14 protein-coding genes and 6 tRNA genes are annotated in these 15,958 nt (G+C 53.5%); 12 read left to right on the top strand and 8 right to left on the bottom strand.

The window, feature by feature from the left end; genetic code table 11:
- Nucleotides 1–6 precede the first annotated feature (6 nt).
- The 3 genes from AC1VYI_RS08115 to AC1VYI_RS08105 form a co-directional block, all read right to left on the bottom strand.
- Nucleotides 7–2,199 (bottom strand): sensor domain-containing phosphodiesterase, encoded by a 2,193-nt coding sequence (locus AC1VYI_RS08115; RefSeq protein ID WP_226484151.1) that lies wholly within the window; start codon nucleotides 2,197–2,199, stop codon nucleotides 7–9.
- Nucleotides 2,200–2,412: 213 nt separating this feature from the next.
- Nucleotides 2,413–2,488: transfer RNA gene (locus tag AC1VYI_RS08110), tRNA-Ala, on the bottom strand.
- Nucleotides 2,489–2,529: 41 nt separating this feature from the next.
- A tRNA-Ala gene (locus AC1VYI_RS08105) sits at nucleotides 2,530–2,605 on the bottom strand.
- A gap of 217 nt (nucleotides 2,606–2,822) precedes the next feature.
- On the opposite strand from AC1VYI_RS08105, the gene AC1VYI_RS08100 reads away from it, so the two are divergent.
- Nucleotides 2,823–3,185 carry a YfeC-like transcriptional regulator gene (locus AC1VYI_RS08100; protein WP_023308720.1) on the top strand — a complete coding sequence of 121 codons (363 nt, stop codon included), beginning with the start codon at nucleotides 2,823–2,825 and terminating at the stop codon, nucleotides 3,183–3,185.
- A gap of 1 nt (nucleotide 3,186) precedes the next feature.
- Nucleotides 3,187–3,579 carry a YfeC-like transcriptional regulator gene (locus AC1VYI_RS08095; RefSeq protein WP_134867299.1) on the top strand — a complete coding sequence of 131 codons (393 nt, stop codon included), beginning with the start codon at nucleotides 3,187–3,189 and terminating at the stop codon, nucleotides 3,577–3,579.
- A 43-nt stretch (nucleotides 3,580–3,622) separates the two neighbouring features.
- On the opposite strand, the gene gltX is transcribed toward AC1VYI_RS08095, so the two are convergent.
- The gene (gltX, locus tag AC1VYI_RS08090; protein ID WP_045354381.1) at nucleotides 3,623–5,038 is read right to left on the bottom strand and encodes a glutamate--tRNA ligase; all 1,416 of its coding nucleotides are present in this window, start codon (nucleotides 5,036–5,038) and stop codon (nucleotides 3,623–3,625) included.
- Nucleotides 5,039–5,296: 258 nt separating this feature from the next.
- Here gltX and AC1VYI_RS08085 point away from each other — a divergent pair.
- The 5 genes from AC1VYI_RS08085 to AC1VYI_RS08065 all read left to right on the top strand — a co-directional run bounded on the left by AC1VYI_RS08085 (nucleotide 5,297) and on the right by AC1VYI_RS08065 (nucleotide 6,201).
- Nucleotides 5,297–5,372: transfer RNA gene (locus AC1VYI_RS08085), tRNA-Val, on the top strand.
- 41 nt (nucleotides 5,373–5,413) lie between these two features.
- Nucleotides 5,414–5,489 (top strand) — tRNA-Val (locus AC1VYI_RS08080).
- 29 nt (nucleotides 5,490–5,518) lie between these two features.
- A tRNA-Val gene (locus tag AC1VYI_RS08075) sits at nucleotides 5,519–5,594 on the top strand.
- A gap of 4 nt (nucleotides 5,595–5,598) precedes the next feature.
- Nucleotides 5,599–5,674: transfer RNA gene (locus AC1VYI_RS08070), tRNA-Lys, on the top strand.
- Between the two features lie 188 nt (nucleotides 5,675–5,862).
- Nucleotides 5,863–6,201 carry a FlxA-like family protein gene (locus AC1VYI_RS08065; protein ID WP_023308723.1) on the top strand — a complete coding sequence of 113 codons (339 nt, stop codon included), beginning with the start codon at nucleotides 5,863–5,865 and terminating at the stop codon, nucleotides 6,199–6,201.
- Here the strand turns inward: AC1VYI_RS08065 and AC1VYI_RS08060 are convergent.
- Nucleotides 6,198–7,133 (bottom strand): LysR family transcriptional regulator, encoded by a 936-nt coding sequence (locus AC1VYI_RS08060; protein ID WP_032668258.1) that lies wholly within the window; start codon nucleotides 7,131–7,133, stop codon nucleotides 6,198–6,200. The genes AC1VYI_RS08065 and AC1VYI_RS08060 overlap by 4 nt on opposite strands.
- A gap of 89 nt (nucleotides 7,134–7,222) precedes the next feature.
- Between AC1VYI_RS08060 and AC1VYI_RS08055 the strand changes: the two genes are divergently transcribed.
- The gene (locus tag AC1VYI_RS08055) at nucleotides 7,223–8,218 is read left to right on the top strand and encodes a bile acid:sodium symporter family protein (protein WP_023308725.1); all 996 of its coding nucleotides are present in this window, start codon (nucleotides 7,223–7,225) and stop codon (nucleotides 8,216–8,218) included.
- Here AC1VYI_RS08055 and AC1VYI_RS08050 read toward each other — a convergent pair.
- The 3 genes from AC1VYI_RS08050 to zipA all read right to left on the bottom strand — a co-directional run bounded on the left by AC1VYI_RS08050 (nucleotide 8,215) and on the right by zipA (nucleotide 11,449).
- Nucleotides 8,215–8,430: a DUF3820 family protein gene (locus AC1VYI_RS08050; protein WP_003861328.1), complete on the bottom strand. Its 216-nt coding sequence runs from the start codon at nucleotides 8,428–8,430 to the stop codon at nucleotides 8,215–8,217. The genes AC1VYI_RS08055 and AC1VYI_RS08050 overlap by 4 nt on opposite strands.
- A gap of 1 nt (nucleotide 8,431) precedes the next feature.
- A complete protein-coding gene (gene ligA, locus AC1VYI_RS08045; RefSeq protein ID WP_045399767.1) occupies nucleotides 8,432–10,447 on the bottom strand; it encodes an NAD-dependent DNA ligase LigA in 2,016 nt (671 codons plus the stop codon).
- Between the two features lie 69 nt (nucleotides 10,448–10,516).
- Entirely contained in the window at nucleotides 10,517–11,449 is a 933-nt protein-coding gene (gene zipA, locus AC1VYI_RS08040) for a cell division protein ZipA (RefSeq protein WP_134867298.1), read from the bottom strand.
- Between the two features lie 230 nt (nucleotides 11,450–11,679).
- On the opposite strand from zipA, the gene cysZ reads away from it, so the two are divergent.
- The 4 genes from cysZ to ptsI all read left to right on the top strand — a co-directional run bounded on the left by cysZ (nucleotide 11,680) and on the right by ptsI (nucleotide 15,923).
- Nucleotides 11,680–12,441 carry a sulfate transporter CysZ gene (cysZ, locus tag AC1VYI_RS08035; protein WP_023308728.1) on the top strand — a complete coding sequence of 254 codons (762 nt, stop codon included), beginning with the start codon at nucleotides 11,680–11,682 and terminating at the stop codon, nucleotides 12,439–12,441.
- Nucleotides 12,442–12,604: 163 nt separating this feature from the next.
- Complete coding sequence (cysK, locus tag AC1VYI_RS08030) at nucleotides 12,605–13,576, top strand: cysteine synthase A (protein ID WP_008501603.1); 972 nt, start codon at nucleotides 12,605–12,607, stop codon at nucleotides 13,574–13,576.
- A 317-nt stretch (nucleotides 13,577–13,893) separates the two neighbouring features.
- Nucleotides 13,894–14,151 carry a phosphocarrier protein Hpr gene (ptsH, locus tag AC1VYI_RS08025; RefSeq protein ID WP_000487600.1) on the top strand — a complete coding sequence of 86 codons (258 nt, stop codon included), beginning with the start codon at nucleotides 13,894–13,896 and terminating at the stop codon, nucleotides 14,149–14,151.
- Between the two features lie 44 nt (nucleotides 14,152–14,195).
- Nucleotides 14,196–15,923, top strand: a complete 1,728-nt coding sequence (gene ptsI, locus AC1VYI_RS08020; protein ID WP_023308729.1) for a phosphoenolpyruvate-protein phosphotransferase PtsI — start codon at nucleotides 14,196–14,198, stop codon at nucleotides 15,921–15,923.
- Nucleotides 15,924–15,958: the final 35 nt, after the last annotated feature.

Here is a 15,958-nt window from a genome sequence, read left to right as displayed (position 1 = left end):
GTTTTTTTATGCCCGCAATTCTTCCAGCGGCTGGGGTTTGCCTATCAGGTAGCCCTGCAGATAATCCACGCCGAAACGAAGCAGCATCTCCCGCTGCGCCGGTGTTTCGACGTATTCCGCTACGACGCACAGCGATTTCGTCTTCGCCAGATTACACATCGACTGCACGATCATCGCATCCATATCATCAGTACAAATGTCTTTAATAAAGCAGCCATCAATTTTAATGATGTCCGCCTGCAGGCGCCTGAGGCGCTCGTAGTTGGCGTAGCCGGTACCAAAATCATCAATGGCAATCCGGAAACCGTAATCCCGCAGCTGCTGAATATTGTGGATGCTGCAGCCTGAATTTGAGAAGGCCTGCTCTTCGGTAATCTCAATCACGACGGACTGAGGCGCAACGCCGTAGCGTTCAAAGAGCGCGCAAATATCGGTCGCCACCTCTTTTTGCATCAGCGTGAGCGGCATCAGATTAACGGAGAAACGGGCGCCAGCCTGCGTTGAAGGGTGATCGCGCAGCCACAGCAGTAATTTCTCCATGACGCACATATCAAACCGGTGGCTGAGGTTGAACTGGGCAATCAACGGAATAAAGCGGTCAGGAGTGAAGATCTCTCCCTCGCTCTCCATACGCGCCAGAATTTCGTAGTAGCCGCTCCCGTCCGCCTTCTGGATCGGTTGCGCGTACAAATGGAACTGGCCCGCCTCCAGGGCATGCTTAATCCGCGCAAGCATCAGAACTCGCTCTGTCGTTTGCCCTGATGCCGCCTCGAGGCTATTCGTGAGCGCAAGCACGTTGTTTGTTGTTCCGCAGGATTGCTCGGCCAGCCAGCTCAGTTGCCCCAGCGTGTGGTGCAACTTTTCGCCGTTTTCCACCATTCCCCAGGACGCGCCAAATTCAATATCCAGCCCGGTGTTGTTCCAGAAAATCTTACGGCTGTTCAGCCGATCAACCATATGCTGTAAGCGCTCAGCGGTTCCCGGGCCCAGTAATACCAGCACAAGCTCGCTTCCGGGGAGCTGGAAGAGCGTCTCATCTTTTTGCAGGAGAGGCTGCAGCGACGTGGCGATCGTGCGTTTGCAGTGGACCCGCATCAGGATCCCATAGTGGCGACTCAAAAATTCCAGGTTATCCATACGCAGAATGCTCACTTTTGCATCCGGGTGAATCTCAAGATAATCCTCCAGCGCACGAATATTGGGCAATCCGGTCAGCGGATCGGTGAGCGCCCTCCCCTGCCAGCCCCGCTTAAGCCACTCGCTGCGCTGGTAAATACGCGACATATAGAGTAGGCAGATCGCGAACGAGATAAGCACGGACAGAATAAAAGAGAGCGAATGGCCCGATTCCACCCCGTTAAGGAAGTTGTAGTTGTAGGTCAACAGCAGGAGCGCAGATACAGCCCAGAGCAGAGAAATCAACGCATAGGTCAGTCGGCTTATCGCTAAGGTAAAAAGAATAAAAATTAGCGGCATCAAATAGCCCGCAATGACGGGAGATTCAAAAGGACCACATAAAATGATGAGAATGAAACTTAAAAGCACCAGCCAGGCAAAAATATATAATGAATTCTTGTGAAAAAACACGGGCTTCACGCTTCGTCGCCAGAAACTCATTGCATAACGAGGATTAATTATCATTCTTAACGGGTAATAGAACATCATGGTAAAAATCAATGCCGCACATATCAGGCTTTGTATATCCACAACGTTATAAATTACCGTTCCTTCGCCGAAAAAGGTCGAAATTGTCACCGGAAAATCAAACAAATAGCCTGCCAAATACATTGACAGCTTAATCCCTATTGGCACCATAAAACCGAGCCAGAATATCCGTAATCCGATGTGCTTGTTAGGGATGCAGTAACGCCAACGCTTACCCAGCATGATACGCAGAAGGCCGCACGCCGCGAACAACGCAAAGGTCTGACAGAACAGTAATACTAAATATTGTAGCGGTGCTAAATTTACATAGAATAAATTAGTGACAGTAAAACCTAACAAAATGGGAAGAATAGCCCTGCGCCCAAATAGCAGGATTACCGCCAACATCACGCTTAAAGGTAACCATGCTAAATAAACGTCGTGACCATTAACAATTGCGCGGGGAGAAAGATAACGGGAGACAGGCACCGCAATCAGGCATAAAGCCAGAGCAATCATAAATATCTTTACATTATTGTAAGCTTTTCTATTCATTAACCGGGGCGTTATTTTCCGAGAGAATTATTGACCGGATGGATAATAGGTTTATTAATTGCGCGAATCAAGTTCAAGTCTATTTTTAGACTGGTTAATTGATGCCGATTGAGGTGAGGTATGGGAATACCTTCTTTTTGATAACAAAATGCGGGAGAGTGTGTTACAAACACATAAAAAAAACCCTCGTCTTTTGACGAGGGTTTACAATTTTGGTGGAGCTAAGCGGGATCGAACCGCTGACCTCTTGCATGCCATGCAAGCGCTCTCCCAGCTGAGCTATAGCCCCACATGTTACTTTACTGACCGCACTCTGTTGGGTTCAGAGTTTGGTGGAGCTAAGCGGGATCGAACCGCTGACCTCTTGCATGCCATGCAAGCGCTCTCCCAGCTGAGCTATAGCCCCATCGTAAAGCTGTCATGTTGACGGGCGGCATAATATGAATTCCGCCGCGGGGTGTCAACGGCAAAATCAATCCCAGCCATTCAATCGCCGAAAAATCATGCAAATGAATCACTTTGCGAGCCTGCTCGCAGCCAGGAGTTAAGCCTGTCACGTTTTCACGTAAAACGGTGCTATAAAATGAGCCGTTAATTAACCCTACTGATATTCAGGAAATTGCATGATCAAGGAACGAATGACGCCAGAAGAGTTAGCCCTTCTCACTGGCTATAGCCGCCAGACCATCAATAAATGGGTACGCAAAGAGGGTTGGATTACGTCACCAAAACCAGGCGTCCAGGGCGGGAAAGCGCGCCTGGTACATGTGAACGACAAAGTCCGTGACTTTATTCGCAGCGCACGTCGGGCAAGCGAAACATCCGAACTGCCTGGAGGCAGCAGTCATGATAGTTCGCTTCACACGCTGCTCCTGACGCTGGCCAATGAAATGACGCCGGAAGAGCAGAAGCAGATGACATCGCTGCTACTGCGGGAAGGGATTACCGGCTTGTTGCAACGTTTAGGGATTCGCGATCGGGACTGATATGAAAAAATTACGGAGCAAAATGACCACGGAAGAGCTGGCAGAGAGTTTGGGCGTTGCCAGACAAACGGTTAATCGCTGGATACGCCAGAAAAGGTGGAAAACCGAAGGACTCAACGGCGTGAAAGGCGGTCGCGCAAGGCTCATTCATGTTGATGCGCGCGTGAAAGAACATATTATGAGCCTCCCGGCGATCCGCAACCGTCAGGCGGTGTACCATCTCGCGGAGGCCACGTCTTCCTATACTGTCCCCTCTTCAAACCTGTGTCCGGGCATTATTGAGACGCTGGAGAGTATGACTAAGCCAGAGCAGAAGCGTCTGGATGCGTTATTGAAGCGCGAAGGGATACATGGATTTCTTAAGCGTTTGGGCATTGCCGAAGAAGATGCATAAAAAAACGGCAGGTTCCCCTGCCGTTTTTTTATCTGAAACGTTATTACTGCTGATTTTCACGTTCAGCGATGAAGTCCAGCGCCTTGTTAATACGCGCCACGCTGCGTGATTTGCCGATCGCGTGAACCGTCACATCCAGCGCCGGAGACTGCCCCGCCCCGGTCACCGCAACGCGCAGTGGCATGCCGACTTTACCCATACCGACTTCCAGCTCGTCTGCCGTCGCCTGAATCGCTTGATGCACATTCTCAGCGGTCCACTCGGAAAGGGCCGCCAGCTTGTCACGCACCACTTCCAGCGGCTGACGCGCAACCGGACGGAGGTGCTTCTTCGCGGCGTCCGCGTCGAACTCATCAAACTCTTCATAGAAGTAGCGGCAGCTTTCGGCAATCTCTTTCAGCGTTTTGCAGCGCTCGCCGAGGAGTTTCACCAGGTCAGCCAGCTCAGGGCCAGTGCGGGTATCAATATTTGCCTGCTCAATGTGCCACTGCAGATACGTCGCCACATATTCAGGCTGCATGGTGTTGATGTAGTGATGGTTCAGCCACAGGAGCTTGTCGGTATTAAATGCGCTCGCTGATTTGCTTACAGAGCTCAGAGAGAACAGTTCGATCATCTCTTCGCGGCTGAAGATCTCCTGGTCACCGTGGGCCCAGCCCAGACGCACCAGATAGTTCAGCAGCGCTTCCGGAAGATAGCCGTCATCGCGATATTGCATAACGCTTACCGCGCCGTGACGTTTAGACAGTTTTTTCCCGTCATCACCGTTGATCATGGAGACGTGCGCATAGACAGGCACAGGGGCGTTCAGCGCTTTCAGGATGTTGATCTGACGTGGCGTATTGTTGATATGGTCTTCACCACGGACAACGTGGGTAATTTCCATATCCCAGTCGTCAACCACGACGCAGAAGTTATAGGTTGGAGAACCGTCGGTACGACGGATGATCAGATCGTCCAGCTCCTGGTTGCTGAATTCAATGGGGCCACGGATCTGGTCGTCAAAGATCACCGAGCCCTCTTGCGGGTTAGCGAAACGCACCACGCAAGGCTCGTCAGCAGCATGCTCGCTATGGTCGTGGCGGCAGCGGCCGTCATAACGCGGCTTTTCACCGTTAGCCATCTGCGCTTCACGCAGTTCATCCAGACGCTCTTTAGAGCAGTAGCATTTATATGCCGTGCCCGCGACCAGCATCTCATCAATGACAGCGTTATAGCGGTCAAAGCGTTTGGTCTGGAAGTAAGGACCTTCATCCCATTCCAGATTTAGCCAGTTCATCCCATCCATAATGGCTTCAATTGCTTCTGGCGTGGAGCGCTCAAGATCGGTGTCTTCAATACGCAGCACGAACTCACCTTTGTTGTGGCGTGCGAAAAGCCAGGAATAGAGAGCGGTACGTGCACCACCGACGTGCAGATAGCCTGTCGGGCTCGGCGCGAAGCGAGTTTTGATTTTCATGAAATGGCCTTACGTTATAAAGATGCCGGCAATCGGCAAATCCTGGGGAAAAAACGATGGGCAATATTCTATCACTGTGGGGGGATTCCTCAATGTTGATCCCTTTATCGTGATCGAGTTTGCGATTTTTGTTTAGAAATCATGCGCCATTGCCCGTTTCGCGATCGTTTTGCTTAATTTTACGACGAACGAATAAAAACTTTAGAAAATGCGTTGACTCATTTTCAACTCTCCCTATAATGCGACTCCACACAGCGGGGGTGATTAGCTCAGTTGGTAGAGCATCTCCTTTACACGGAGGGGGTCGGCGGTTCGAGCCCGTCATCACCCACCATCTACTTCGGTAGACTCGCAGTGTAGATAAGAATTGAGATTGGGCGATTAGCTCAGTTGGTAGAGCATCTCCTTTACACGGAGGGGGTCGGCGGTTCGAGCCCGTCATCGCCCACCATTCTCACCTTATCGCAGTAGTTCCGAAATGGGCGATTAGCTCAGTTGGTAGAGCATCTCCTTTACACGGAGGGGGTCGGCGGTTCGAGCCCGTCATCGCCCACCATTTCGGGTCGTTAGCTCAGTTGGTAGAGCAGTTGACTTTTAATCAATTGGTCGCAGGTTCGAATCCTGCACGACCCACCAATGTAGAAAGGCGCCCTAAAGGCGCCTTTTTGCTATCTGCAGTTTGTCTACTTCCGCCTTGCAGTACACTTTCATCGCTTCATCAATACTTATTGTGTATCGATGTAACTCCCTGCCAGATATGGCAGTTTTGCTCAAGCTAATCCCGTTAGTGCCGATACCTCTGTTTTATAACGCGAGGAAAAAGTATGACGACCATTCAGGCTTCAACCCAACAGATTCAAACCAGCGGCGCGAGTGGAACTTCCAGCAGTAACGATATCGCTACGCAAATCACCCGCATTCTCGACAAGATCAAAAAGCTGACTCAGCAGTTAAAAGAGCTGGCGAACAGCACCGGCAGCGCTGATGAGAAGAAGAAGCAGCAGGAACTTATTCAGACCCAGATCAAAGTGCTTCAGGCGCAGCTCGCCTCACTGCAGCGCCAGCAGGCAGAAGAGGCCCAAAAGAAGCAGGATCAAAAGCTGGGCAAAGTGGAAGGTGTGAATAACCCTTCAGACAATAATCAGATTGATATCTACATCTAATCTTCTGATGCGTTAAACAGTGGGTCGCGTATGCGGGCTTCGGTTAATCGTTGTGCCTGGATACGCACCACTTCCCAGATAGCCTGCGCCGCCCCCGAGAGTGAGCGATTTTTTCGCCGCACCAGCATCAGCTTTCGCTCAACAACGGGCGCTAATCGCCTGACGGCCAGCCGGCTTCCCTGCGGCAGGGGAAGCGCCAGGGCGGGCAACACGCTGATGCCAATGCCGGCTTCCACCATGGGAAACAGCGTCGCCGGGTGACCAATCTCCTGCACGATCGTTGCTTTTACGCCCTGATTCACCAGCGCGGAATCAATCAGCGGACGACTGCCCGAGGCATAATCCTGTAAAACCAGGTTCGCGCCCGTCAGACACTGCCAGCTGACTTCCGGCAACGTGGCCAGCGGGTCGTCGTCACGGCAGAGCAGCAAGAATGGCTCGGAAAGTACGCTTTCACACGCCAGATCGCTCGCCTGGCCGGGATCGATCACAATACCAAAATCTACATCGCCCTGGCGGATGCTCTCCAGCACCCACTGCTGCGGCCTGTCATGCAGGACAAAATCAATATCCGGATAGCGGTGGCTTCCCTCGGCAATACACTGCGGGATAAGGTGCGCAGAGATTGTCTGGCTGGCCGCGACGCGCACGGTCCCCGAAAGCTGCTGCCCCAGCCTCCCCACGTCTCTGAGCGTGCTGTTTAGCTCATCCAGCAGCCGTTCAAGGCGCAGGGCCAGCTGCTGCCCCGCTTCGGTCAGCACTACTTCGCGCGTGGTGCGGTCAAGCAACTTCACCCCGGTCTGATTCTCCAGCTCTTTCACGCTGTGGCTGACCGCCGACTGGCTCAGGCCAATCTTCTCGCCTGCCCGGCTAAAGCTGCGGGCGTGAGCGACGGTGACGAAAATACGAAGCTGACGTAAGGAATAATTCATCTGTTTCATTCATGAATGGATGCAATAAATCAATTTTATTTCTCAAATAGAAAAAAGCACAATAGCGACATCTGATTTCAGGAGTCATTATGAAACTATTTCGTATTCTTGATCCGTTCACGCTTACCCTGGTGGTTACCGTTTTACTGGCCTCGTTTTTCCCCGCCCGCGGGGGCTTCGTCCCGTTTTTTGAAGGGCTGACGACGGCCGCCATCGCGCTGCTGTTCTTTATGCACGGTGCAAAACTCTCCCGCGAAGCCATTATTGCCGGCGGTAGCCACTGGCGGCTGCATCTCTGGGTGATGTGCAGCACGTTCATTCTGTTCCCAATCCTCGGAGTGCTGTTTGCCTGGTGGGCGCCGGTTAACGTCGACCCGGCGCTCTACACCGGTTTCCTGTATCTCTGTATTCTGCCGGCTACCGTGCAGTCCGCCATTGCCTTTACCTCTCTGGCGGGAGGGAACGTTGCGGCCGCGGTCTGCTCGGCATCGGCATCCAGCCTGTTAGGGATTTTCGTTTCCCCGCTGCTGGTGGGCCTGCTGATGAACATGCACGGCGCGGAAGGCAATCTCGAGCAGGTTGGAAAAATTTGCCTGCAGCTGCTGCTGCCGTTTGTCCTGGGACATTTATCCCGTCCATGGACCGGGGCGTTCGTGGCAAAGCACAAGAAATGGATCTCAAAAACCGACCAGTCGTCGATTCTGCTGGTGGTCTATTCCGCCTTCAGCGAAGCGGTCGTTAACGGGATCTGGCATAAGGTAGGCGCAGGCTCGCTGCTGTTTATCGTGGTGGTCAGCCTCGTCCTGCTGGCGATTGTGATTGCGGTAAACGTCTTTGTGGCACGCAGGTGCGGCTTCAGCAAAGCGGATGAAATCACCATTGTCTTCTGCGGTTCGAAGAAAAGCCTGGCTAACGGTATCCCGATGGCCAATATTCTGTTCCCGACCTCGGTGATTGGGATGATGGTGCTGCCGTTGATGATTTTCCACCAGATCCAGCTGATGGTCTGCGCGGTGCTGGCGCGTCGCTACAAGCGCCAGACTGAAAAGCTGGCGCAGAAAGAGACCCGCGCCGCGAAGGCTTAAGGACGTTTCAGGGGCTGAACCAGCTGGGTCAGCCCCTCGGTTTTGATCAGTAACGTGATAGCCATCAGCTCGCCCAGTCGCCCTGCCGGGAATTCATCCTTGCGGGCAAACCACAGCAGATACTCCTCCGGCAAATCAATCAGCCTGCGGCCCTTGTATTTACCGAACGGCATCTCCGTATTGGCAATCTCAACGAGCTGTTCTTTCTCCACGTTACTCTCCTAACAGACGCATCATTTCCGCTTCGTCGATAACTTCAATGCCGAGCTCCTGGGCTTTCGCCAGCTTCGAGCCCGCCGCTTCCCCGGCGATCACCAGGTCGGTTTTCTTCGACACGCTGCCCGCCACTTTGGCCCCCAGCGCCACCAGGCGCGCTTTCGCATCGTCGCGTGAAAGCTGGCTCAGGCTGCCGGTCAGGACTACCGTTTTACCGGCGAACGGGCTGTCGATCTCTTCGGCGTTAACCACTACCGGCGCGGGCCACTTAATGCCCTCTTCCAGCAGCTTGCCGATAACTTCACGGTTGCTCTCTTCGGCGAAGAAGTTAAAGACGTGCGTGGCGACCACAATGCCAACGTCAGGGACTTTCTGCAGCTCGTCGATGCTAGCCTTTTCCAGCGCCTCCAGCGTACCAAAGTACGCCGCCAGACCCGCCGCCGTCGCCTCACCCACTTCACGAATGCCCAGCGCGTAAAGGAAGCGGGCAAAGGTCGTTTCTTTTGCGGCTTCCAGCGCGTTAACCACATTCTGGGCAGACTTTGGTCCCATGCGGTCGAGACCGGTCAGTTTACCTGCCGTCAGCCTGAAGAGATCCGCTGGCGTATGGACATACTCTTTCTCAACCAGCTGATCGATAATCTTGTCGCCCATGCCGTCGACGTCCATCGCCCGACGGGAGACGAAGTGCTTCAGCGACTCTTTACGCTGCGCACCACAGATTAAGCCTCCCGTACAGCGCGCCACCGCTTCGCCTTCCACACGCTCAACGTCGGAGCCGCACACCGGGCAGTGGGTCGGGAAGACGATCTCGCGCGTATCGGCAGGACGCTCTGACTCCACGACGTTAACCACCTGCGGGATAACGTCGCCCGCGCGGCGAATCACCACTTTGTCACCAATGCGCAGGCCGAGGCGTTCGATTTCATCGGCGTTATGCAACGTGGCATTACTCACCAGCACGCCCGCGACCTGCACGGGCTCCAGACGTGCGACCGGGGTAATCGCCCCCGTACGGCCAACCTGGAACTCCACGTCGCGAACGAAGGTCATCTGCTCCTGAGCAGGGAATTTAAACGCCACCGCCCAGCGCGGAGCGCGCGCCACAAAGCCCAGCTGCTCCTGCAGCGCCAGTGAATTCACCTTGATGACGACGCCATCAATATCAAAACCGAGCGTCGGGCGGTCCTCTTCCACCTTGTGGTAGAACGCCAGCACCGCTTCCGGCGAGTCGCAGAGCTGAACGCGGTTGCTCACCGGCAGACCCCACGCTTTAAACTGCAGCAGACGTCCGAGGTGCGTATCCGGCAGCTCGCCGCCCTCCAGAATACCGACGCCGTAGCAGAAGAAAGTAAGCGGTCGCTTCGCGGTGATACGTGGATCAAGCTGGCGCAGAGAGCCTGCCGCCGCATTACGCGGGTTAGCAAACACCTTTCCGCCGGTGCGACGCGCCTCTTCGTTAATTTTCTCGAAGCCCGCCTGGGGCAGGAACACCTCGCCGCGCACTTCCAGACGTGCGGGAATGTTGTCACCCTGCAGCTTCAGCGGGATCGCGCGGATGGTACGCACGTTGGTGGTGATGTCTTCGCCCGTTGTACCGTCGCCACGCGTTGCGGCACGCACCAGCACGCCGTTTTCGTAGAGAAGGCTGACCGCCAGGCCATCCAGCTTGAGCTCGCAGCACCAGGTGAGGGAGTCGCTGCTTTTCAGGCGATCCTGCACGCGCTTGTTAAACGCGAGGAAGCTCTCTTCATCGAAGACGTTATCCAGCGACAGCATCGGCACCTCATGGCGCACCTGGCTGAAAGCGCCCAGCGGCTCAGCGCCGACGCGCTGGGTGGGGGAATCCGGCGTGATGAGCTCTGGATGCTGCGCCTCTAACTCGCGCAGCTCGCGCATCAGGCGGTCATATTCCGCATCCGGGACTTCCGGCGCGTCCATAACATGATAGAGGTATTCATGATGGCGAAGCGTGGTTCGCAGTTCAGTGAGTTGTTTTTCGATTGAGTCCATATCGCACCATCAATGAGAAAAAACCCCCGACAGGCGGGGGTTGAGGAGGAGTTGAAGTAAACGCGACGATTACGCGTTAGCTTCCTTAACTTCGCGGATGCGGTCCTGATACTCGCGCAGCTTCTGCGGGGTCATCATTCGACGCTGATCGTCAAGCACCACGCCACCGACTTCGTCAGCGATGTGCTGAGCGGACTGCAGCATCAGCTTAAAGTTTTGCAGTTCGTCGCCGTAAGAAGGTACCTGCATAAAGATAGTGACGCCCGGGGTCACGAAATCACCGGTCATTTCCGGATCAAAGGTACCAGGGTTAACCATGTTGGCCAGGCTGAACAGCGCCGGGCCGCTACCGTCAGGGCTCAGGTGGCGATGGAAAATGTTCATATCGCCAAACTTGAATCCTGCCTGTTGAATACTGTTGAGCAGCACGTCACCGTTGAGATGGCTGCCGTGATGCGCGGCCACGTTCATGATGATCACCGCTTCTTTACGCTGTGGTTTTTCAACAACCGGCTCTGGCTCTACAACGGGCTCAGGCTCAACGTGCGGGGCCGGAGCAGGCTGAGGCGGCTGTACGTGAACAGGCTGCTGCGGTTGTTGTACCGGCTGAGCAGGCTGTTGCTGCACGGGCTGCTGTTCAACCGGCTGTGGCGCAGCAGGCTGCTGATAAACATGCTGTTGCGGCGGCTGGCGCGGCTGTGCAGAAGCATACGGCGGTTGATACTGGTGCTGCGAAGGACGAGGCGCTTCATGCTCCCCATGGCCTGCGCCGGGCGCAGTATTGACCCGATGAACACGAACTTCACCCACGCCGTCGTCATCGCTGCCGTTGATGTCATCTTCACTGTCATCGTCGTCACGACTGGACTTCATGCGCTTCAGTGGGCGATCGCGAAACATCGAGGAACGCTCTTTACGGCTGGTCCAGAAACCATGTACCAGTAAAGCGATTATGGCGATCGCGCCAACAATGATTAATATCAGACGCAAATCCTGCATCATTATATTCTCTGTTGTTCTAACACCTTGCCACCACGGCAAACATTTACTCACTAAGAGTATTTGCCGTTTACGTCAAGTGCAAGTGTGTGCAGAGCATTCACAGCATAAAGATGAAGGAAATCGTGCTTTTTGCTGGTTTTTCGAACATTTCCGAACTGGTCATTGCTCCGTAAGTGGATAATATAGGCGGGCAATTCCACTGGTTGTGTAAAAAGGAGTACAGCCTGGCTATGGTTTCAACATCTTCTTCTCCCCCGCGCAGCGGCGTCTGGTATTTTTCTCAGGGCTGGAAACTGGTCTCCCTGCCGGGGATTCGACGCTTCGTGATTCTGCCGCTGTTGATCAACATTATTCTGATGGGCGGCGCGTTCTGGTGGCTGTTCACAAAGCTGGAAAGCTGGATCCCGTCGCTGATGAGTTACGTTCCGGACTGGCTGCAGTGGCTTAACTACCTGCTCTGGCCGGTGGCGGTAATCTCCGTGCTGCTGGTGTTTGGGTACTTCTTTTCGACGATTGCCAACTGGATAGCCGCACCGTTTAACGGTCTGCTGGCGGAACAGCTTGAAGCGCGGCTTACCGGCGCGACGCCGCCGGACACGGGCGTGCTGGGGATCATGAAAGACCTGCCACGCATCATGAAGCGCGAGTGGCAGAAGTTTGCCTGGTACCTGCCCCGCGCGATTGTGCTGCTTATCCTCTACTTTGTGCCAGGCATTGGCCAGACGGTGGCGCCGGTGCTGTGGTTTCTGTTCAGCGCCTGGATGCTGGCCATCCAGTACTGCGACTATCCGTTCGATAACCATAAGGTGCCGTTTAAAGAGATGCGCACTGCCCTGCGCAGTCAGAAGGTCGCCAATATGCAGTTTGGCGCGCTGACCAGCCTGTTCACCATGATTCCCTTCCTGAATCTGTTCATCATGCCCGTCGCCGTCTGCGGCGCGACGGCGATGTGGGTCGACTGCTACCGTGCTAAGCACGCGTTATGGAAATAATGCAAAAATGTGTAAAGCAGGGGTGGCTTATGCCGCCCCTTATTCCATACTGATCCCCATTATTTCCTTGCAGTATATAGATATGCGAATTCCTTACTTCCCCCTACCTGCTCAACAGGTATGCTGGGTCGGTATCCCAATTTCATACAGTTAAGGACAGGCCATGAGTAAGATTTATGAAGACAACTCGCTGACTATCGGTCATACGCCCCTGGTTCGACTGAACCGTATCGGTAATGGACGCATTCTGGCGAAGGTCGAATCACGTAACCCGAGCTTCAGCGTAAAATGCCGTATCGGTGCAAACATGATTTGGGATGCTGAAAAACGTGGCGTACTGAAGCCTGGCGTTGAGCTGGTGGAACCGACAAGCGGTAACACCGGTATTGCTCTGGCCTATGTTGCTGCCGCACGCGGCTACAAGCTGACGCTGACTATGCCAGAAACCATGAGCATCGAGCGTCGTAAGCTGCTTAAAGCGCTGGGCGCGAACCTGGTGCTGACCGAAGGCGCGAAGGGCATGAAGGGCGCCATTCAGAAAGCTGAAGAGATTGTGGCCAGCGATCCGGCGAAATATCTGCTGCTGCAGCAGTTCAGCAACCCGGCTAACCCGGAAATTCACGAGAAAACCACCGGTCCGGAAATCTGGGAAGATACCGACGGCCAGGTTGACGTATTTATTTCCGGCGTGGGTACCGGCGGTACGCTGACCGGCGTGTCACGCTATATTAAAGGCACAAAGGGTAAAAAAGAGCTGATCACCGTTGCCGTTGAGCCAACTGACTCACCGGTTATCACCCAGGCACTGGCGGGTGAAGAGCTTAAACCAGGCCCGCATAAAATTCAGGGTATTGGCGCAGGCTTCATTCCGGGCAACCTGGATCTGAAGCTGATCGATAAAGTGGTGACCATCACTAACGAAGAAGCCATTTCTACCGCGCGTCGCCTGATGGATGAAGAAGGCATTCTGGCGGGTATCTCTTCCGGTGCAGCCGTTGCGGCAGCACTCAAGCTTCAGGAAGATGAAGCCTTTACCAACAAGAATATTGTGGTTATCCTTCCTTCTTCGGGCGAGCGTTACCTGAGCACCGCACTGTTTGCCGATCTGTTTACCGAAAAAGAACTGCAACAGTAGTGCCAGCATGTTAATAACGCGTAAAAAAGCACCTTTTCAGGTGCTTTTTTGTGGCCTGCTTCAAACTTTTGCCCCTCCTGGCATTGCTTCACCCCGTTGGGTCTGGTATTTAAACCAGCAATTATTTTGATGCGTGAAATTAATCGGTGAATGAAATAGCCTTGCTGAATCGATTTTATGATTTGGTTCAAGTCTTGCTTTCGCTGCATAATGTTTAATGACGATCGAAACGTCAGCGCTAACAATACAGGCTAAAGTTCAGTCGCCAGGCTAGACTTTAGTTCCACAACACTAAACCTATAAGTTGGGGAAATACAATGTTCCAGCAAGAAGTTACCATTACCGCTCCGAACGGTCTGCACACCCGCCCTGCTGCTCAGTTTGTTAAAGAAGCAAAAGGCTTCACTTCTGAAATCACTGTGACTTCCAACGGCAAAAGCGCGAGCGCAAAAAGCCTGTTCAAACTGCAGACTCTGGGCCTGACTCAGGGCACCGTTGTCACCATCTCTGCAGAAGGTGAAGACGAGCAGAAAGCAGTTGAGCATCTGGTAAAACTGATGGCTGAGCTCGAGTAAGTTTCCGGGTTCTTTTAAATATCAGTCACAAGTAAGGTAGGGTTATGATTTCAGGCATTTTAGCATCCCCGGGTATCGCTTTCGGCAAAGCACTGCTGCTGAAAGAAGACGAGATCGTCATCGACCGGAAAAAAATTTCTGCCGACAAGGTTGATCAGGAAGTTGAACGTTTTCTGAGCGGTCGTGCCAAGGCATCTGCGCAACTGGAAGCAATCAAAACTAAAGCTGGCGAAACTTTCGGTGAAGAAAAAGAAGCCATCTTCGAAGGGCACATCATGCTGCTCGAAGATGAGGAGCTGGAGCAGGAAATCATAGCCCTGATTAAAGATAAAGGCATGACGGCCGACGCGGCTGCGCATGAAGTTATCGAAGGTCAGGCAACTGCCCTGGAAGAACTGGATGATGAATACCTGAAAGAGCGTGCGGCTGACGTACGTGACATCGGTAAGCGCCTGCTGCGCAACATCCTGGGTCTGGCCATCATCGACCTGAGCGCAATTCAGGATGAAGTCATCCTGGTTGCCGCTGACCTCACTCCGTCTGAAACCGCACAGCTGAACCTGAAAAAGGTCCTCGGTTTCATCACCGACGCGGGTGGCCGTACTTCCCACACCTCTATCATGGCGCGCTCTCTGGAACTGCCTGCCATCGTGGGTACCGGTAGCGTCACCTCTCAGGTGAAAAACGGCGACTATCTGATTCTGGATGCCGTAAACAATCTGGTTTACGTCAACCCAACTAATGAAGAGATCGATAAACTGCGCGCGGTTCAGGAGCAGGTTGCGACTGAAAAAGCGGAACTCGCTAAGCTGAAAGACCTGCCAGCCATCACCCTGGACGGCCATCAGGTAGAAGTGTGCGCAAACATCGGTACCGTCCGCGACGTTGATGGCGCTGAGCGCAACGGTGCGGAAGGCGTCGGTCTCTATCGTACAGAATTCCTGTTCATGGACCGCGACGCGCTGCCAACGGAAGAAGAGCAGTTTGCTGCTTATAAAGCCGTGGCTGAAGCGTGTGGCTCTCAGGCGGTTATCGTCCGTACCATGGACATCGGTGGCGACAAAGAGCTGCCGTACATGAACTTCCCGAAAGAAGAGAACCCGTTCCTGGGCTGGCGTGCAATCCGTATCGCGATGGATCGTAAAGAGATCCTGCGTGACCAGGTTCGCGCGATCCTGCGAGCCTCTGCTTTCGGTAAACTGCGCATCATGTTCCCGATGATCATCTCTGTTGAAGAAGTGCGTGCACTGAAGAAAGAGATCGAAATCTACAAACAGGAACTGCGCGAAGAAGGTAAAGCGTTTGACGAGTCAATCGAGATCGGCGTGATGGTGGAAACACCTGCGGCGGCGACCATTGCGCGTCATTTAGCCAAAGAAGTTGATTTCTTTAGTATCGGCACCAATGATTTAACGCAGTACACCCTGGCAGTTGACCGTGGTAATGATATGATTTCACATCTCTACCAGCCAATGTCACCGTCCGTACTGAACTTGATCAAGCAAGTTATTGATGCTTCTCATGCAGAAGGTAAATGGACTGGCATGTGTGGTGAGCTTGCAGGCGACGAACGTGCTACACTTCTGTTGCTGGGTATGGGTCTGGACGAATTCTCTATGAGCGCCATTTCCATCCCGCGCATTAAGAAGATTATCCGTAACACGAACTTCGAAGATGCGAAGGTGTTAGCAGAGCAGGCTCTTGCTCAACCGACAACGGACGAGTTAATGACGCTGGTTAACAAGTTCATTGAAGAAAAAACAATCTGCTAATCCACGAGATGCGGCCCAAATTACTGCTTAGGAGA

This window comes from Enterobacter sp. QK-SA4, from assembly GCF_056856775.1.
The sequence above is the reverse complement of the archived record's forward strand: the minus strand, read 5'-3'. Positions and strand labels throughout refer to the sequence as shown.